The sequence below is a fragment of the Cellulomonas sp. Marseille-Q8402 genome, assembly GCF_965119525.1.
Window position 1 is genome coordinate 12,802 of record NZ_CBCPLX010000002.1, and the last position, 18,872, is coordinate 31,673.

General features: G+C 75.0%; 12 protein-coding genes, 1 pseudogene and 1 riboswitch. Of the genes and pseudogenes, 6 read left to right on the forward strand and 7 right to left on the reverse strand.

Annotation, left to right across the window (positions count from 1 at the left end; all coding sequences use genetic code 11):
* Positions 1 to 240: 240 nt before the first annotated feature.
* Complete coding sequence (locus ACWPWW_RS11170; RefSeq protein ID WP_454050454.1) at positions 241 to 2,946, forward strand: glycoside hydrolase family 3 protein; 2,706 nt, start codon at positions 241 to 243, stop codon at positions 2,944 to 2,946.
* Between the two features lie 482 nt (positions 2,947 to 3,428).
* The gene (hrpA, locus tag ACWPWW_RS11175) at positions 3,429 to 7,631 is read left to right on the forward strand and encodes an ATP-dependent RNA helicase HrpA (protein WP_454050455.1); all 4,203 of its coding nucleotides are present in this window, start codon (positions 3,429 to 3,431) and stop codon (positions 7,629 to 7,631) included.
* A 103-nt stretch (positions 7,632 to 7,734) separates the two neighbouring features.
* Here hrpA and ACWPWW_RS11180 read toward each other — a convergent pair whose 3' ends face one another.
* Positions 7,735 to 9,120: an MFS transporter gene (locus ACWPWW_RS11180; protein WP_454050456.1), complete on the reverse strand. Its 1,386-nt coding sequence runs from the start codon at positions 9,118 to 9,120 to the stop codon at positions 7,735 to 7,737.
* A 268-nt stretch (positions 9,121 to 9,388) separates the two neighbouring features.
* Here ACWPWW_RS11180 and ACWPWW_RS11185 point away from each other — a divergent pair, with 268 nt between their 5' ends.
* Complete coding sequence (locus ACWPWW_RS11185) at positions 9,389 to 10,051, forward strand: DNA-3-methyladenine glycosylase I (protein ID WP_454050457.1); 663 nt, start codon at positions 9,389 to 9,391, stop codon at positions 10,049 to 10,051.
* A 21-nt stretch (positions 10,052 to 10,072) separates the two neighbouring features.
* Here ACWPWW_RS11185 and ACWPWW_RS11190 read toward each other — a convergent pair whose 3' ends face one another.
* Complete coding sequence (locus tag ACWPWW_RS11190; RefSeq protein ID WP_454050458.1) at positions 10,073 to 11,062, reverse strand: SMP-30/gluconolactonase/LRE family protein; 990 nt, start codon at positions 11,060 to 11,062, stop codon at positions 10,073 to 10,075.
* 125 nt (positions 11,063 to 11,187) lie between these two features.
* A riboswitch (SAM riboswitch) is annotated at positions 11,188 to 11,283 on the forward strand.
* Between the two features lie 187 nt (positions 11,284 to 11,470).
* Here ACWPWW_RS11190 and ACWPWW_RS11195 point away from each other — a divergent pair.
* Together ACWPWW_RS11195 and metE are read left to right on the forward strand one after the other, a co-directional pair.
* Positions 11,471 to 11,887 (forward strand): annotated as a pseudogene (locus ACWPWW_RS11195) (methylenetetrahydrofolate reductase); the annotation flags it as partial.
* A 64-nt stretch (positions 11,888 to 11,951) separates the two neighbouring features.
* A complete protein-coding gene (metE, locus tag ACWPWW_RS11200; protein ID WP_454050459.1) occupies positions 11,952 to 14,696 on the forward strand; it encodes a 5-methyltetrahydropteroyltriglutamate--homocysteine S-methyltransferase in 2,745 nt (914 codons plus the stop codon).
* Between the two features lie 73 nt (positions 14,697 to 14,769).
* Here metE and ACWPWW_RS11205 read toward each other — a convergent pair whose 3' ends face one another.
* From ACWPWW_RS11205 to ACWPWW_RS11215, 3 genes are all read right to left on the reverse strand, one after another.
* A complete protein-coding gene (locus ACWPWW_RS11205; RefSeq protein WP_454050460.1) occupies positions 14,770 to 15,225 on the reverse strand; it encodes an Hsp20/alpha crystallin family protein in 456 nt (151 codons plus the stop codon).
* A 163-nt stretch (positions 15,226 to 15,388) separates the two neighbouring features.
* Positions 15,389 to 15,823: a (deoxy)nucleoside triphosphate pyrophosphohydrolase gene (locus tag ACWPWW_RS11210; protein WP_454050461.1), complete on the reverse strand. Its 435-nt coding sequence runs from the start codon at positions 15,821 to 15,823 to the stop codon at positions 15,389 to 15,391.
* Positions 15,824 to 15,864: 41 nt separating this feature from the next.
* Positions 15,865 to 16,905: a YeiH family protein gene (locus ACWPWW_RS11215; protein ID WP_454050462.1), complete on the reverse strand. Its 1,041-nt coding sequence runs from the start codon at positions 16,903 to 16,905 to the stop codon at positions 15,865 to 15,867.
* 69 nt (positions 16,906 to 16,974) lie between these two features.
* Here ACWPWW_RS11215 and ACWPWW_RS11220 point away from each other — a divergent pair, with 69 nt between their 5' ends.
* Positions 16,975 to 17,883: a LysR family transcriptional regulator gene (locus tag ACWPWW_RS11220; protein ID WP_454050463.1), complete on the forward strand. Its 909-nt coding sequence runs from the start codon at positions 16,975 to 16,977 to the stop codon at positions 17,881 to 17,883.
* A gap of 115 nt (positions 17,884 to 17,998) precedes the next feature.
* Here ACWPWW_RS11220 and ACWPWW_RS11225 read toward each other — a convergent pair whose 3' ends face one another.
* Positions 17,999 to 18,235 (reverse strand): LuxR C-terminal-related transcriptional regulator, encoded by a 237-nt coding sequence (locus tag ACWPWW_RS11225; protein ID WP_454050464.1) that lies wholly within the window; start codon positions 18,233 to 18,235, stop codon positions 17,999 to 18,001.
* A 247-nt stretch (positions 18,236 to 18,482) separates the two neighbouring features.
* Positions 18,483 to 18,854: a glycine cleavage system protein GcvH gene (gene gcvH, locus ACWPWW_RS11230; protein ID WP_454050465.1), complete on the reverse strand. Its 372-nt coding sequence runs from the start codon at positions 18,852 to 18,854 to the stop codon at positions 18,483 to 18,485.
* Positions 18,855 to 18,872: the final 18 nt, after the last annotated feature.

Below are 18,872 nucleotides of genomic sequence, written 5' to 3' on the forward strand. Positions count from 1 at the left end.
CGCCGGACCGCGGTGACCCGCGACCCGGCTGCGGGGCCGGAGGTCAGCGCCACGCACGTCCCCGGGGAGCGCTCCCGCACCGGGCCGTGCCCCGCCCGCGACCTCCCCCGCTCGCCTTGACCGTCACCCGGTCGGGTGACCTACTGGGCCGTCCGGGGGAAGTGCACCTGCAGCGACGCTGGGCGGCTCCCCGTGACCCAGGGGGTTGTTCCGATGCATCCACTTCTCCGGCGCGCGAGCGTGCCCGCAGTCCTCGCGGCGATGGCGTTGACGATCCCGGTGGGCGCCGCCGCGGCCGCCGAGGACGACCCCGCGGTGGAGACCGCGGTGGCCGAGGCCCTCCAGGAGGGCCAGTCGTTCCCCGCCGACTTCTGGTGGGACGAGTCGCCCGACGACACCGCGCGGGCCCGCGCGATCCTGCGGCAGATGACCTTGGACGAGAAGGTCAACATGCTGCACGGGGAGCTGAACAACTTCTTCGGGTTCTACAACGGCCCGATCGAGCGGCTGGGGATCCCGGCGCTGACCATGGCCGACGGTCCCGCCGGAGTCCGGATCGCGAACCCGGACGTGAACGGGAAGCTGTCCACCCAGCTGCCGTCGCCCCTGGCGCTCGCCGCCACGTGGGACGCGACGCTGGCGCAGGACTACGGCCGCCTGGCGGGTGACGAGGCGTTCCGGACGGGGCACAACGTGCTGCTCTCGCCCGCCGTCGACATCGCCCGCGTCGCCCAGGCCGGTCGCGCGTTCGAGGGGTTCGGGGAGGACCCGCTGCTGTCCGGCACCCTCGGCGCGGCCGAGGTCCGCGGCATCCAGGAGAACCCGGTGATCGCCGACCTCAAGCACTACAACGTCTACACGCAGGAGCAGAACCGGCTGATCGGCGGCAACGTCGTCATCGACGAGCGCACCCTGCAGGAGATCTACACCCGGCCGTTCGCCATCGGGGTGGAGGACGGACGCCCCGGCTCCGCGATGTGCTCCTTCAACGCGGTGAACGGCACGCCGGCCTGCTCGAACGACGAGCTGATCAACCAGATCCTCAAGCAGCAGCTCGGCTTCCAGGGCTGGGTGATGAGCGACTACGGCGCCACGCCGAACACCGTCCCGGCGATCCTCGCCGGGCTCGACCAGGAGATGCCGGGCAACTTCACGCCCGAGCAGGGCCCCGGCACCTGCAACTTCTGCGGTCCCCTGCTCGACGCCGTGCGCGCCGGCCAGGTCCCGGTGTCGCGGGTGAACGACGCCGTGCTCCGCATCCTGCGGCCGATGGTCGCCCTCGGGCTGTTCGACAACCCGCCGAGCATCCAGCCCCTGCCCGAGGACGCGAACTCCGCGACCGCCCGGGCGATGTCCGAGCGGGCGTCGGTGCTGCTGAAGAACGACGCGGGCGCGCTGCCGCTGGCCGCGAACGTGGGGTCGATCGCCGTCGTCGGCGCCGACGCCGACGTCGTCGTCCAGGGCGGCGGGTCGTCGCTGGTGAACCCGACCCGGACCGTCAGCCCGCTGCAGGGCATCCAGGCCCGCGCCGGCGCCGGCGTGACCGTCACCCACACGCCGGGCAACGACCCGGTCACGTCCGCCTCGCTGCTCCAGGGGCCCGACCCGATCCCGTCCGACTTCCTCACGTCGGCCCTGGGCGACGGCGCGGGCGTGCGCGTCGAGTACTTCGACAGCGCCGACCTGTCCGGCACCCCCGCGGTCGACCGGACCGAGCCCTACGTCGGCATCAACGGCGGGTTCTACCTGTTCGAGGGCCTGAACTCGCAGTCGCCGCACTTCCCGGCGCAGGACAACGAGCACAACGCGTCGATCCGGTGGACCGGCACGCTCACCGCCCCGGTCACCGGGACGTACGAGCTCGCCGTCACCACCAACGGCACGAGCACCGTCTACCTGGACGACCAGCCGGTGATCACCACCGGGCCGGCCGGGGACCCCGCGGTCGTGACCACCGCGCCGGTCGAGCTCACCGCCGGGCAGACGTACGCCCTGCGGGCGGAGTACACCAACGACTCCCCGGGCGGCACCGACGCCGGCGCCGCGTTCCGGCTGGGCTGGACCCCGCCGGAGCCGGTCGTCACCGCGAGCGTCCAGGCCGCCGCGCAGGCCGCCCGGTCCGCCCAGGCCGCCGTCGTCGTGGTCCGGGACTACTCCAGCGAGGGCGGGGACAAGCCGAGCCTCGACCTGCCGAACGGGCAGGCGGAGCTGATCCGGCAGGTCGCCGCGGCCAACCCGCGCACGATCGTCGTCCTCGAGGTGGGCGGTGCCGTGCAGACCTCCGACTGGGACGCCGGCGTCCCGGCGGTCCTCCACAACTGGTTCGGCGGGCAGGAGCAGGGCGCCGCGATCGCCAACATCCTGTTCGGCGACGTCAACCCGTCCGGCCGGCTGCCGATCACCATCCCGGTCGACGAGGCGTCCACCCCGGTGAGCGACCCGTCGCAGTACCCGGGCGACGGCCTCGACCAGCAGTTCAGCGAGGGCATCTTCGTCGGCTACCGCGGTTTCGCGGAGCGCGGCATCGAGCCGCAGTACGCCTTCGGGCACGGGCTGTCGTACACGTCGTACGCCTACTCGAACCTGCGGACGGCGGCCGTCCCGGACCCGGACGGCGAGGGCACGCAGCTGCAGGCCACCGTCGACGTGCAGAACACCGGCGCCCGCGCCGGCACCGAGACGGTCCAGGTCTACGTCGGCAACCTGCCCACCCGCCGGGTGAGCAGCGCGCCGGTGTCGCTGGCGGGCTGGGGCACCGTGACGCTCGAACCCGGCCAGACCCAGGCCGTCACCGTCACGCTCAGCCCGGAGTCGCTGTCCTACTGGGACGTCGACCTCGACGAGTGGCGCACCCCCACCGGCACCATCCAGGTCAAGGTGGGCGCGGCCTCCGACGACATCCGCCTCACGGGCAACCTCGCGATCTCGAACGCCCTCGTGCGCTGACCCCACCGCCGAGGTAGTGCGACCCGCTCGAGGTAGTGCGACATCCCGCACTACCTCGGCAGGGTCGCACTACCTCGGCGTCGTCGTGCGGGCGGGGGGCGGGGCGGGGCGCGCGCGGGGCGGGCGCGCGGGCGGGGCGGGGCGGGTGATCGCCCTGGGCGAATCGGGATCGCGTGCGCCCGTCGCGGCAGCGACAATGGTGCGCCGTGACTGCCGCCGAACCCGCCTCCCCCGTGCCCGACCCCGGTCGGGGCACGAGCGACGGCAGCGCCGACGCCAGCGGGCAGCGTCCCCGGCGTCGTCGCGGGGGACGGGGACGTCGACCCGCGGACCGGGGCACGAGCCCCGCGCAGCCGAACCGCTCCGACCGGCCCGACCGCACCGACCGGCCCGACCGCTCCGACCGGCCCGACCGCTCCGACCGGCCCGACCGCTCCGACCGGTCCAGGGGCCGCGACGCCCGCGCCCGACGCCTCGCCGCCATGGCCGACGCCCGGCGCGCGGCCGTGCTGCCCCCGGTCGTCTACCCCGAGCAGCTGCCCGTCTCCGCACGCCGTGCGGAGATCGCCGCCGCCATCCGGGACCACCAGGTCGTGATCGTCGCGGGCGAGACCGGGTCCGGCAAGACCACGCAGCTGCCCAAGATCGCCCTGGAGCTCGGCCGCGGGCGGGACGGCCAGATCGGGCACACCCAGCCCCGCCGGATCGCCGCGCGCACGGTCGCGGAGCGGATCGCCGAGGAGCTCGGCACCACCATCGGGGAGCTGGTCGGCTACCAGGTGCGGTTCACCGACGAGTCGTCGGAGCGGACCCTGGTCAAGGTGATGACCGACGGCATCCTCCTCGCGCAGATCCAGCGCGACCCGGAGCTGCTGGCCTACGACACGCTGATCATCGACGAGGCGCACGAGCGCTCGCTCAACATCGACTTCATCCTCGGGTACCTGGCCCAGCTGCTGCCGCGCCGCCCCGGGCTCAAGGTCGTCATCACCTCCGCGACGATCGACTCCGCCCGGTTCGCCGCGCACTTCGCCGGGCCGGCGACCGCCGAGCACCCGGACGGCGTACCGGCGCCGGTGGTCGAGGTCACCGGGCGCACCTACCCGGTGGAGGTCCGGTACCGCCCGCTGTCGCCGGACCGCCCGACCGACGACCCGGACGACCTCGAGGACGTGCCCGCCCCGGCCCGGCGGTCGGGAGCGCGCGGCACGCCCGCGAAGACCCCGCCGCCCGCCGAGGACCGCGACCTGATGACCGCGATCTGCGAGGCCGTCGACGAGCTGACCCGCGAGGGCCCGGGCGACGTCCTCGTGTTCTTGTCCGGCGAGCGGGAGATCCGCGACGCCGAGGAGGCCCTGCGCGGGCACCTCGGGGTGCGGGTGCAGGACGCGCGCCGGCCCGACGCCGTCGAGCTGCTGCCGCTGTACGGCCGGCTCTCCGCGGCGGAGCAGCACCGGGTGTTCCAGCAGCACGGCACCCGCCGCGTCGTGCTCGCCACGAACGTCGCCGAGACGTCGCTGACCGTCCCCGGCATCCGGTACGTCGTCGACCCCGGCACCGCGCGCATCTCCCGGTACTCCAAGGCGACCAAGGTGCAGCGGCTGCCGATCGAGCCGATCTCCCAGGCGTCTGCGAACCAGCGGTCCGGCCGGTGCGGGCGCGTCGCGGACGGCATCGCGATCCGGCTGTACTCCGAGGACGACTTCGCGTCGCGGCCGCGGTTCACCGAGCCCGAGATCCTGCGCACCTCGCTCGCGTCCGTGATCCTGCAGATGATCTCCGTGGGCGTGGCGGTCGGGCCGGACGACGTGGCGTCGTTCCCGTTCGTCGACCCGCCGGACGTGCGGGCGGTGCGGGACGGCGTGCAGCTGCTGACCGAGCTGCACGCGCTCGACACCGGCCCCGCCGGTACCCGCCTCACCGACACCGGCCGGGCCCTCGCCCAGCTCCCGATGGACCCGCGCCTGGCGCGGATGATCGTCGAGGGCGGCCGCCGGGGCGTCGCGCGCGAGGTGATGATCATCGCCGCCGCGCTGTCGATCCAGGACCCGCGCGAGCGGCCCGTCGAGCAGCGCGCGCAGGCGGACCAGCTGCACGCGCGCTTCGCCGACCCGACGTCGGACTTCCTCGCGTACCTCAACCTCTGGCAGTACGTCCGCGACGCGCAGCGGGACCTGTCCAGCTCCGCGTTCCGGCGGCTGTGCAGGGCGGAGTACCTGAACTTCCTGCGGCTGCGGGAGTGGCAGGACGTCGTCACGCAGCTCAAGGAGCTCGCCAAGCCGCTCGGCATCACGATGAACCCGCCCCGGCAGACCGACCGCGACCTGTCGGAGGAGCGCGACCCGGCCACCGAGGGACGCGGCGCGCACCGCCTCGAGTGGGACGCCGACCGCGTGCACGTGTCGCTGCTGGCCGGGCTGCTGTCGCAGATCGGCATGCAGGAGGCGTCCGACCTGTCGGGCGGCGCGCCGAAGGCACGCGCCCAGGGCGGCCGCGACGGCGGGCGGACCCCGGACCGGCGGGCGCGGAACGAGTACCTCGGGGCGCGCGGCGCGAAGTTCGCGATCTTCCCCGGCTCCGGCCTGGCCAAGAAACCGCCGGCCTGGGTGATGGCCGGCGAGCTGGTCGAGACCTCGCGCCTGTGGGGCCGGGACGTCGCCCGCATCCAGCCCGAGTGGGCCGAGGACCTCGCGGCGCACCTGGTGAAGCGGTCGTACTCCGAGCCGTCGTGGTCGTCCAAGCAGGGTGCGGCGATGGCCGTCGAGCGCGTGATGCTGTACGGCGTCCCGATCGTCACCGGCCGGCGTGTGCTGTTCGGCAAGGTCGACGCCGAGCACGCGCGCGAGCTGTTCATCCGGCACGCCCTGGTCGAGGGCGACTGGACGACGCACCACGCGTTCTTCGCCGAGAACCGCCGCCTGCTCGAGGAGGCCGAGGACCTCGAGGCACGGTCCCGGCGCCGCGGCCTGGTGGTGGACGACGACGCGCTGTTCGCCTTCTACGACGAGCGCATCCCGGACGACGTCGTGTCCGCGCGGCACTTCGACCAGTGGTGGAAGGGCGCCCGCCGCGACCGGCCCGACCTGCTCTCGTTCACGCGCGAGCTGCTGGTCGCCGACGACGCCGGGGTCGACGAGTCGTCGTTCCCGTCGACCTGGCCCCAGGGCGACCTCGAGCTGCCGCTGACCTATCAGTTCCAGCCCGGCGCGGACGCCGACGGCGTGACCGTGCACGTCCCGCTCGTCGCCCTGGCGCGGGTGCGGCCGGAGGGCTTCGACTGGATGGTGCCGGGCCTGCGGGAGGAGCTGGCGACCGCGACGATCCGCGCGCTGCCGAAGCCGGTCCGGGTCCAGCTGGTGCCCGCGCCGGACGTCGCGCGCGACGTGGTGGCCTGGCTCGACGCGCACACCGCGTCGTGGGCGGACACCGTACGGGCCGCCGACGCCGCGCCGTCGTTCCGCGACGCGTTCCGGCAGGCCGTGCGCGCGCTCCGCGACGTCGACGTCCCGGCCGACGCCTTCGACGACGACCGCCTGCCCCCGCACCTGCGGGTGACGTTCCGCGTGGTCGACGACCGCGGCCGCGTCGTGGACGAGGGCAAGGACCTCGCCGTGCTGCAGCGCCGCCTCGCCGCGCGCACGCAGGACGCGGTGAGCAGCGCCGTGCGGACCGCGGTGCGGGACGCGATGGCGGACGCGCGCGGGACGGCCGCCGCGCCCGCCGCACCGACCCCCGGCCGCCGGCCCGCTCCCCCGGCGCTGCCCGGCTTCGACGGCACCGACCTCACCACCTGGCCCGCCGACCTGCCCGGCGGCGCGCTGCCCGAGCGCGTCGAGACCCAGGACCCCAGCGGCCTCACCGTCCGCGGCTACCCGGCGCTCGTCGAGCACGGCCGGGGCACGTCCGCCACCGTGCGCGTCGAGGTGCTGGCGGACGCCGGCGAGCAGGCCGTGCGGCACCGGGCGGGCCTCCGGCGCCTGCTCCTGCTCGACGTCGGCCTGCCCGCGGGCCGGATCACCAGCCGCTGGACCGGCACCCAGGCGCTCACGCTCGCCGCCAGCCCGTACCCGAGCACCGACGCCCTGGTCGCCGACGTCCAGCTCGCGGCCGTCGACCGGCTGCTCGCCGCCCACCTCGCGGGCCGGCCGGCGACGACCGTGCGCACCGCCGACACGTACGCCGACGCCCGCACCGCGGTCCGGGCCGGGCTCGAGGACGCCGTGCACGCCGTCGTCGGCGACCTGGTCACCGTCCTCGCCGCCGCGCGGGACCTGGACGCCGCCGTGCGCGGCACCCGCTCGCTCGCGCTGCTCGGCGCCGTCCGGGACGTCCAGGAGCAGGCGAGCCGGCTCGTGCACGACGGGTTCGTCTCGGAGACCGGCGCCGAGCGGCTGCCGCAGCTGTCCCGCTACCTGCGGGCCGCCGCGCACCGGCTCGACAAGGCCGGGGCCAACCCGACCCGCGACGAGCAGCTCGCGTGGCAGGTGCACGACCTGGAGCAGCTGCTCGGCCAGACCCGCGCCCGCGTCACGAGCCGGACCCCCGTGCCCGCCGACCTGGCGACGCTCGACGAGGTCCGCTGGCTGCTGGAGGAGCTGCGCGTCAGCCTGTTCGCGCAGCAGCTCGGCACCCCGGTGCCCGTCAGCGAGAAGCGCATCCGCAAGACGCTGTCGTCGCTGGCCTAGCCCGGCGGCCAGCACGCCGCGAGGTCGTCACTCGTGCACGAGGTCGTCCGGCAGACGTGACGACCTCGGCGAGGAGTGACGACCTCGCGGGTGGAGTGCTCGCTCAGCCCTCGTGGGACGCGCGGGAGTAGTCCTGGTCCTTCGTCTCGCGGGTGAGGACCAGCGCGATCAGCGTGAGGACGCCGGCGCCGGACAGGTACACGCCGACCAGCCAGGTGCTGCCGTCGGCCGCGGCCCACAGCGCGAGGGCCACGATCGGCGCGAGCGCGGCGCCGAGGATCGACGACACGTTGTAGGCGATGGCCGAGCCCGTGTACCGGACGTTGGTCGGGAAGAGCTCGGGCAGCAGCGCGCCCATCGGGCCGAACGTCGCACCCATCAGCATGAAGCCGAGCACCAGGAACGCCTGCACCATCGCGCCGGAGAACAGCAGGTCGTCCCGGAGGGTCAGGAACAACGGGAACGACAGGCCGAACAGGACGATCAGGGACGTCACGCCGATCAGCAGCTTCCGGCGGCCGATCCGGTCCGCCAGCGGGCCGGCGATCAGCGTGAAGATGCCGAAGAACACCACGCCGAGGATCTGCATCAGCACGAAGTGCACGTACGGGATGCCGAGGCCGCCGGGGTCGCCGTTCTCCGGGGCGGCCGCACGGGTGCCGTAGGTCAGCGTGAAGTTGGTCATCAGGTAGAACAGCACGTACGTCGCCAGCATGATGAACGTGCCGAGCAGGGTCGCGCGCCAGTGGAACTTCAGGGTCGTGCCGAGCGGGATCTTGGTGATCCGGCCCTTCTTCTCGGCGGCGGTGAACGCCTCCGACTCGACCAGCTTGAGCCGGACCCACAGGCCGATGATCACCATGACGGCCGAGAACAGGAACGGCACGCGCCAGCCCCAGGACATGAAGGCGTCCGAGCCCTGGCCGAGCACGCCGTTGATGATCAGGAAGATGCCGTTGGCGATGATGAAGCCGAGCGGCGCGCCGAGCTGCGGGAACGTGCCGTACCAGGCGCGCTTGCCCGCGGGCGCGTTCTCCGTGGCCACGAGCGCCGCGCCGGACCACTCGCCGCCGAGCGCGAAGCCCTGCGCCAGCCGCAGGATCAGCAGCAGCACCGCCGCCGTCACGCCGATCTGGTCCACCGTCGGCAGGACGCCGATGAGGAACGTCGCGACACCCATCGTCAGCAGCGAGTAGACCAGCGTGGTCTTGCGCCCGCGGCGGTCCCCGAGGTGGCCGAAGAAGATGGCACCGATCGGGCGGGCGACCATCGCGGCGCCGAACACCGCGAAGGACGCGAGCAGGGCGGTCGTCTCGTTGGCCGACGGGAAGAACAGGTGCGGGAACACGAGGACCGCGGCCGTCGCGTACACGTAGAAGTCGTAGAACTCGATGGTGGTGCCCACGAGGCTCGCGGCGATGACCCGCGAGGGCGAGTTCAGCGGCTTGGGTGCGGCCGGCTCGGTGGTGGACACGGCGGTGGCTGACATGCGGGACGACTCCGGTTCGACGGGCTGCGAAGGCCTCGGGGAGGCCTGTGGGCACGGGACCACCGTCGGTGGTCCCGGGTCGGCTCGCAGGCCGGCTCGGGTGACGCACGCGGTGCTCCAGCGCACCGGCGACCTTACGCCGTCTCACGAGGTAGACAACCCACGTCCACATCGTGGTACCGCTGGGACGGCGTCCCCAGGTCACGAGCCCGGGTGGGTGGTGGACGCAGCCGGCCGGCTGTCGGACGGCTGCGGCAGAGTGGCCGCCATGACGAGCACCGACGCACCCGGGGACCCCGCCGAGCCGGCACCGCCGGTGGAGAACCAGGTCCAGCACCCCGTGACCGCCGCGACCGCGGGCGCACGCCCGGCCGGCCGCCGGTGCTTCGGCGACGGCGACCCCCTCTACGAGCGGTACCACGACGAGGAGTGGGGCGTGCCCGTGCACGGCGAGCGCTCCCTCTACGAGCGGGTCACGCTCGAGGCCTTCCAGTCGGGGCTGGCGTGGATCACCGTGCTGCGCAAGCGCGAGGCCTTCCGGGAGGCCTTCGCCGGCTTCGACCCCGCCGTGGTCGCCGCGTACGACGAGCACGACGTCGAGCGCCTGATGGCCGACGCCGGGATCATCCGGAACCGCGCCAAGATCACGGCGACCATCGCGAACGCCCGGGCGCTGCTGGACCTGCACGCCCAGGGCCGGACGCTCGACGCGCTGTTCTGGGCGTACGCGACCCCGGCGGCGGACCGAGCGCGCGCCCGGACCTTCGCGGACGTGCCGGCGACGACGCCGGAGTCGGTCGCCCTCGCCAAGGAGCTGAAGTCGCTCGGGTTCCGGTTCGTCGGCCCGACGACGGCGTACGCCGCGATGCAGGCGTGCGGGATGGTCGACGACCACCTCGCGGACTGCCCGGTGGTGCTGGCGCGCGCCTGAGGCCACGCGCGCACCGCGACCTCACCCGTCCGCGAACTCCCGCACCGGCGACCCGTCCACGTCCACGTCGACCCGGAACACCGCCCCGCCCCGCTCCTCCTCGGCGGACGCCGGCCCCGGCAGAGCGTCGCCGCCGGTCCACGACCCGCCGCTCGACGCCGTCGTGACGTACAGCGCCCCCGACCCCGCCGGCCCGAACCCCGGGCAGGTCACGTCGGGCACCGGCACCGCGTACGCACCCCGCGGCGTCCCGTCGGCCGCGAACCGGAGCACGTGCCCGCCGCCGTACGTGGCGATCCACAGCCCGCCCTCGGCGTCGACCGCGGTGCCGTCGGGGCCGGGCCCGTCGGGCCTGAACGCGAGGAAGGGCTCCGGCTCCCCCGCCGTCCCGGCCGCGACGTCGTAGGGGAGCCGGTGGACGACCTTCGCGTCCGTGTCGGTCAGGTAGAGCACGCTGCCGTCCGGGCTCCACGCGATCCCGTTGCCCAGCGCGACGCCGGTGAGGGCGGTGTCGACCTCGAGCCCGCCCGGTCCGCCGACCACCCGGAGCACGACGCCGTCACCTGCGGACCCGCTCCGCGGCAGGGTCGAGACCCAGAACCGCCCCGCCGGGTCGCAGCCGCCGTCGTTGAACCGGTAGTCGTCGGGCATGTCCTCGGGCCGGGTCAGCGGGCCGAGCCGGGTGCCGTCGTGCACCGCGAGGCCGTCGGCCGTGGCGAGCAGCAGCCCGCCCGAGGAGGTCGGCCACGCGACGCCCACCGGTGAGGTGGTGCTGAGCACGGTGTCCCGGGCGGGGTCGCCGTCGGCCCAGCGGTGCACGGCGCGGCCGTCGATGTCGACCCACACCAGCGCGGACGACCGCGCGTCCCAGACCGGCCGCTCCCCGAGCCTGCGCGCGGTGCTCTCCGAGCAGGCCTGCGCGCCCGTGGCGGCGTCGGCGACGAGGTCGCGCACGTCCAGGCGGTCGCGGTCGGCGGGGCGGGGGACGCGGCGCAGGTCACGAGGGCTCACCTCCCGCAGCCTCGCACGGGGCCGCCGGACCCGCACGGGCGCGCGCCCGCCGGTGTGATCCGGGCCACGAGAACGTGACGCGTCAGGGGCACTGGACGCCCACCCGCACGCGTCCTAGGGTTGCCGCACCATCCAGAGCGACCGAGAGACCTGGCTCGTCGACGTCGCAGCAACCCCCTCCGCGTGGAGGGTGTGGGTGCTTCCGCCAGGTTCGATGGAGGCGACGATGAGCAGTACCGGCGTACCCCTGCACCCGGGCCACGGCGACGTGGTCGCGGACGGCCTCGGCGCGGTCGACCGCCCGACGGTGTCGTTCGAGCCTGTTCCCGCCGCGGAACCCGGACGCCGCCCCGCGCCTGTGGGCGACGGTGCAGGAGCCTGGCCTCGGCGCGCCCGGACTTCGTGTCCGTGACCTACGGCGCCTCGGGCAGCACCCGCCGCACGACGCGCGCGCTGGTCCGGCGGCTGCTGCGCGAGACGTCGCTGACGCCGATCGCGCACCTGACCTGCGTCGGGACCTCGCGCGAGGACCTGGCCGACACGATCGAGGAGTTCCTGGACGAGGGCGTCCGCTCGTTCCTCGCGCTGCGGGGCGACCCGCCGGCCGACCACTCGTGGGAGCCGCACCCCGACGGCCTGCCGACCGCGAGCGCGCTCGTGGGCCTGCTCCGGGAGATCGAGCGGCGCCGGTGCGCGTCGAGCCCGGCGCAGGCGGTGCGCGCCGCCTCCCGGCCGCTGTCCGTCGCGGTGGCCGCGTTCCCTCGCGGCAACGCCGGCTCGGGCGGCACGCTGCAGCAGGACGTCGAGGCGCTGCTGGCCAAGCAGCAGGCCGGTGCGGACTTCGCGATCACGCAGGTGTTCTACGACGCCGGGTCGTACGCCGAGCCTGGTGACGCTGGCCCGCGACGCGGGGGTGACCATCCCCATCGTCCCGGGGATCATCCCGATGACCGACCCGGCCCGCCTGCGCCGCGTCCAGCAGGCGACCGGCGTCCCGGTCCCCGCGGACGTGCTGGCGCGCCTGGACGCGTTCGACCCGGACGACCCCGCGGACGTCGCCCGGCGGCACCGGGCCGGCACCCGGCTCGGCGTCGACCTGGTGCACGCGGTGCTGGACGGCGGCGCGCCCGGCGTGCACCTGTACACGTTCAACACCCACGGTCCCGCGCTGGACCTGCTCGCCGGTGCCGGCCTGGGCGGAGACGGCCCCACCGCCCACAGCCGCGTCGAACCGGCCCCCACGACCACCCTGACCCCTGTCCCCACCAGGCCGAGGCGAGAGATGACCGAGCACCAGACCCACCCGTTCCCCGCCGCCACCGTCCTGGGCTCCCCCCGGATCGGGCCGCGCCGCGAGCTCAAGAAGGCCCTGGAGGCGTTCTGGGCCGGGCGCGCGAGCGCCGAGGAGGTCGAGGCGACCGCCGCGGACCTGCGCCGCCGTACCCGCACCCGTCTGGCCGGGCTCGGCCTGGACACCACGCTGCCCGCGATCCCGAGCGCGTTCTCGTTCTACGACCACGTGCTCGACGCCGCGGCCGTCCTCGGCGCGGTCCCGGAGCGGTTCGCCGACCTGACCACCGCCGACGGCGGCCTCGACCTCGCCGGCTACTCCACGGTCGCCCGCGGCCGCGGGGACGACCTGCCGCTCGAGATGACCAAGTGGTTCGACTCGAACTACCACTACCTGGTGCCGGAGATCGGCCCCGCGACGACCTTCCGGTACGCGAGCGACCGTCCGGTCCGCGAGCTGGCCGAGGGGCTGGCCGACGGCGTGCTCACCCGGCCGGTGCTGGTCGGTCCGGTGACGTTCCTGGCGCTCGCCAAGCCGACCGAGGACGCCCCCGAGGGCTTCCTGCCCATCGACCGCCTGGCCGACGTGCTGCCGGTGTACGCCGAGCTGCTGCGCGACCTGGCCCGCGCCGGCGCGACGTGGGTGCAGCTGGACGAGCCGGCCCTGGTGTCCGACTCGACCGGCGTCCCGGCCGACCGGCTGCTCGGCGCCGCGGCCGAGGCCTACCGGGTGCTCGCGACCGAGCTGCCCGCCGCCGAGCGGCCCGCGATCCTGGTCGCCGCGCCGTACGGCGACCTGCGCGACGCGCTCCCCGTGCTGGCGGGCACGGACGTCGAGGGCCTGGCGCTCGACCTGGTCCGGGGCGCCGCCCCGGCCGGCCCGGTACCCGGCCTGGAGGGCAAGGTGCTGGTCGGCGGCGTCGTCGACGGGCACAACATCTGGCGCGCCGACCTCGACGCGGCGCTCGGTGCCCTCGAGGGCCTGGAGGGGCTGGGTGCCCGCCAGGTGTCCATCGGCACGTCGACCTCGCTCTTCCACGTGCCGCACGACGTCGAGGACGAGACGCAGCTGGACCCGACGCTGCGCTCCTGGCTCGCGTTCGCCGACCAGAAGACGGCCGAGGTCGTCACGCTGGCCACGGGCCTGACCGAGGGCCGCGAGGCCGTGCACGCCGAGCTGCTGGCCGCGGCCGACGCGCGCCGGTCCCGCGCCGAGGCCGCGGGTGTCGTCCGGCCCGAGGTCCGCGAGCGCCTGGCGGGTCTGTCGTCCGAGGCGTTCCGGCGCGGTGCGTTCGCCGACCGAGCCGCCGCGCAGGCCGAGCGCCTGCAGCTGCCGGTGCTGCCGACGACGACCATCGGGTCGTTCCCGCAGACGCCGGAGATCCGGGTGGCCCGCGCGGCGTTCGGCCGTGGCGAGCTCACCGCCGCGCAGTACGAGGACGAGATGAAGGCGGAGATCCGCCGCGTCGTCGCGCTGCAGGAGGAGATCGGCCTGGACGTCCTGGTGCACGGCGAGCCCGAGCGCAACGACATGGTCCAGTACTTCGCCGAGAACCTCGACGGGTTCGCGGTCACGCAGCACGGCTGGGTGCAGTCGTACGGCTCCCGCTGCACCCGCCCGTCGATCCTCTGGGGCGACGTCTCGCGCCCCGCGCCGATCACGGTGCCGTGGACCACGTACACGCAGTCGCTCACGGCGAAGCCCGTCAAGGGCATGCTCACCGGCCCGGTGACGATCCTCGCCTGGTCGTTCGTGCGCGACGACCAGCCGCTGGCCGACACCGCGAACCAGGTGGCGCTGGCCCTGCGTGACGAGATCGCGGACCTGGAGGCCGCGGGCACCGCGATCGTGCAGGTCGACGAGCCCGCCCTGCGCGAGCTGCTGCCCCTGCGTGCCGACGACCACGCCGCCTACCTCGACTGGTCGGTCGCCGCGTTCCGCCTCGCCACCTCGGGCGTGCGGCCGGACACGCAGGTCCACACGCACCTCTGCTACTCCGAGTTCGGGGAGATCTTCGGCGCGATCGACGGGCTCGACGCCGACGTGACGTCGATCGAGGCGGCCCGGTCGAAGATGGAGATCCTCGGCGACATCGCCAGCGAGGGCTACCCCCGCGGCATCGGGCCGGGCGTGTGGGACATCCACTCCCCGCGCGTCCCGAGCGAGGCCGAGGTGACCGAGCTGCTGTCCGAGGCGGTCCGCGTGGTCGACCCCGCGCAGCTCTGGGTCAACCCCGACTGCGGCCTGAAGACCCGCCGGTACGCCGAGGTGACCCCGACGCTCGAGCACGTGCTCGCGGCGACCCGCACCGTGCGGTCGTCGCTGGCGGTGCCGACGGCCTGACCCGCACGCGCCGACGCCCCGGTCCCCTCGCGCCGAGGGGGCCGGGGCGTCGGCGTGGTGGCCGGGCGGCGGGTCAGGCGGACGCGTGCGCCTCGCGTGACGCGCCCGCGCTCTCGATGGTCGCCGGTGTCCCACCGGTGCTGACCTCGATGCGGCGCGGCCGGGCCTCCTCGGCCACCGGGATGGTGAGCGTGAGCACGCCGTCGGCGTACGACGCGGAGATGGCGTCCAGGTCGAGCCCGCGGCCGACGGTCAGCTGCCGCGCGTAGGTGCCGACGGGGCGCTCCTTGGCGAGCCACTGGACGCCGTCCTCCGTGCGCGCCGTGCGCTGGGCGCGGATGGTCAGCGTCCGGTCGTCCACGTTCACGTCGATGGTCCCGGGGTCCGCACCCGGCAGGTCGACGTGCAGGACGTAGTGGTCGCCGGCGCGGAACAGGTCCATCGGCATGGTCGCGGCGGCACGCTGCGAGCCGAGCACCTGGCCCATCAGCCGGTCCATCTCCTGGAACGGGTCGAATCGCGTAGCCACAGCCCGTCACCTCCTCGGAAGCGTCCACGCGGTCCCGGACGGTCCGGGACCGTGCTGCCCCGGCGCGGCCGCGCCGAGAGGGCTACGAGAGATGTTCTAGCACTCTCGGGTGCCGAGTGCCAGATCGAGGCCCAGGGTGTTCGCCCAGAGGTGAACGTGCTGGTCAGACGCGCGCGGCGTCACCCTCGACGGCCTCGCTGAGCGCCTCGACGATGCGCACGTCGGCGTCCAGCCAGGGCACGGCGCGCCACTGCCCGCTCGGCAGCCAGCGCAGCTCGTCGTGCTCGACCAGGGGCTCGGGGACCCCGGACGCGACCTCGGCCAGCCACAGCCGCATGACGTAGGTGTCGCTCAGCCGCCAGCACCCGTCGTCGGGCCCGGCCAGCTCGCCACCGAGGGCGACCCGGACGCCGAGCTCCTCGCGCAGCTCCCGGTGCAGCGCGTCCTCGGGCCGCTCACCCGGCTCGACCTTCCCGCCGGGGAACTCCCAGCGGCCGGCGAGGCTCGCGGGCGACCGGCGCCGGGCGGCGAGCAGCGCGCGGGGGGCGTCGAGATCGTCCACCAGGGCGGCGGCGACGACGAGGACGGGCGGCTTCATGCGGCCGAGTCTGCCAGGGGTCGGTGCCCGGCGCGTGGCGGTCAGGCGACGACGAGCAGGCCCGCCAGGCTCACCCCGGCGGCCACCAGCGTCGCGACCGCGCCGAGCGCGAGCGGCCGACCACCCGTCCGCACCAGGCGGCCGAGGTCGATCTGCGTGCCGAGCGCCGTCATCGCCGCGGCGAGCGCCAGGGTGGTCACCGGCTTCACGGCCGGCAGCACGGCGTCGGGCACCAGGCCCGCGGACCGCACGGCCACCGCGACGACGAACCCGACGACGAACAGCGGGACGAGCGGCGGCCGGGCACCGGACGTCCGGACGGGCGCGGACCGGCGGCGGCTCAGCCCGACGCCCGCCACCAGGGGCGCGAGCAGCACGACGCGGGCCAGCTTGGCCACGACCGCCACCGACAGCGCCGCCGCCGACACCGTCCCGGCCGCGGCCACGACCTGCGCGACCTCGTGCACCGACATGCCCGCCCACAGCCCGGCCGTGCGGTCGGCGAGCCCCAGCACCCCGGACACCACCGGGATCGCGACCAGCGCCAGGCTGCCGTACACGGTCACCAGCGCGACGGCCGTGGCCACCTCGTCCTCGTCGGCGTCGGCGACCGGGCTCATCGCGGCGACGGCCGCGGCACCGCAGATCGAGAACCCGGTGGCCACGAGCAGCGTCAGCCGCCGCCCGACGCCCAGCCGGGGCCCCAGCCAGAGCGTCGCGCCGAACGTCGCGGCGACGGTCACCAGCAGCACGGCCACCTCCCCCAGCCCCAGGCCCAGCAGGTCGCCGAGCGACAGCTGGAGCCCGAGCAGCACGACGCCGGCCCGGAGCACCCGGCGGCCCGTCCACGCGAGGCCCGGCTCCAGGACCGCCGGCAGCAGACCGGCCGACCGGGCGACGGCGCCGAGGACGATCGCCAGCAGCAGGCCGGGCAGCACCGGCACGACGGCGGTCAGCCCGAGGCACGCGGCGCCGACGACCAGGGCGACCGCGAGACCGGGCAGGACCGCGCGGTGGAGGCCGAGCACGCGGCGCGGGACGGTGCGGGTGGCGGCGGACACACCGGGCGGGACGGGAGGCACCCTCCTACGGTGCGGGGCCCGGGCGGCCGGCGGAACGCCGACCTGCCTGGCTGGCTCTAGCCTGAGGCTATGGACACGGAGCCGGAACGGCGCATCCCGCTGGGCGCCCTCGAGCTCCTCGACGCCGTCGACGCGCACGGCTCGCTCTCCGGCGCCGCCCGGGCGCTCGGGCTGGCGCAGCCCTCGGTCAGCACCGGCCTGCGCCGGCTCGAGCGGCAGACCGGCCTGACGCTGGTGGCCCGCGCGTCGTCAGGCACGCGCCTCACCGCGGCGGGGACGGCGCTGCTCGGGCGGGCGCGGGACGTGCTCGCGGCCTCCGACGCGCTGGAGCGGGAGGTGCGGGCCCTGCGCACCGCCCAGCAGGGGCGCGTCCGGGTCGCGGCGAGCCTCAGCGTCGCGGAGTACCTGGTGCCGGGCTGGCTGGCCTCCAGGCCCGCGGACGCGGCGGTGGTGGACCTGGTGGTCGCGAACTCGCGCGACGTGATGGACGCGGTGCTGCACGGTCGCGCGGACCTCGGCTTCGTCGAGGGCCCGGACGTGGCCGAGGGGTTGCACGCCCGCTCGGTGGGTGACGACGAGCTGGTCGTGGTCGTCGCACCGGGCCACCCGTGGGCGCGCCGCCGACGCCCCCTGACCGCGGCGGACCTGAGCGGAGCACCCCTGGCCGTGCGCGAGGCCGGGTCGGGCACGCGCGCGGTGCTGGAGCGTGCGCTGGCCGCCGCCGGGCACCCGCTGTCGGGGTCGCCGGCCCAGCTGGGCTCGACCTCGGCCGTGAAGAACGTCGTCCGCGGCGGGTCCGGGGCGGCCGTGCTGTCCCGGCTGACCGTCGCCGACGAGATCGCCCGCGGCGACCTGCTCGCGGTCCCGGTCGAGGGTGTCGACCTGAGCCGCACGCTCCGCATGGTCTGGGCGCGCTCGCGCCGGCCCACGCCGCCGGTCCGGGACCTGGCCGCGCACGTCGTCCGGGTGACGGGCTGAGACGACGCAGGCCGCGGCCCGCCGTGGTCGGCGGGACGCGGCCTGGTGCGTGCGTGCCCGTCTGCCCGGGGCGAGCCGGGCGGGCGGGTGGCGCCGGCGCGGGCCGGCGGGCTGGTCAGCGGATGCCGGCTGCCGTCGCCCAGGCGACGGCCTCGGCGCGGGTCGAGACGCCGATCTTGCGGTACACCGAGCGCACCTGGGACTTCACCGTGTTGCGGGTGACGAACAGGCGACGCGCGATGTCCTCCAGCGTCACGTCCTCTGCCAGCTCGGCCAGGACGACCCGTTCACGCGTGGTGAGCGGCTCGCCGAGGATGCTGGAGGTGGTGGGGGCGATCTCCAGGATGGCCATGCTGTCCTCCGGTCTGCGTGCGACGAGTACCGGCTGCTGGGATACCCGGCTGCCGTCTACCGGTTGATCGGCAAGTGTGGCCGCCGCCATCGCAGTTCGAATCTCACCCATTTCTGGGGGGTACCGGAGGATGCGCCGGACGTGGGACGTGTGCTACTGCCGAAGGCCCAGGTCATCGCCCGGCAAGCGGTATCCCCGGGCCCGCGGCAGAACCACCCGAACGGGCTAACCGCCGTTCGGGTACGTCTCAGCCCGTGATCGTGGCGGCGTACTCGTCGGCGGTGAGCAGCGCGCCGGTCGACGTGACGTCGACCCGGAACAGCCAGCCGGCGCCGTAGGGGTCGCTGTTCACGACGGACGGCTCGTCGACCGCCTCCTGGTTGACCTCGACGACGGTGCCGGACACCGGGGAGAACAGCTCCGACACCGACTTGGTCGACTCGACCTCCCCGACGACCGCACCCGCGGCGATCTCGCTGCCGACCGTGGGCAGCTCCAGGTAGACGATGTCGCCGAGGGCGTCGGCGGCGTTCTTGGTGATGCCGATGGTCGCGGGCTCGGCGCCGTCGATCCACTCGTGCTCGGCGGTGTACTGCAGGTTCTCGGGGACGTCGCTCATGGTGCTCTCCGGGTTCTG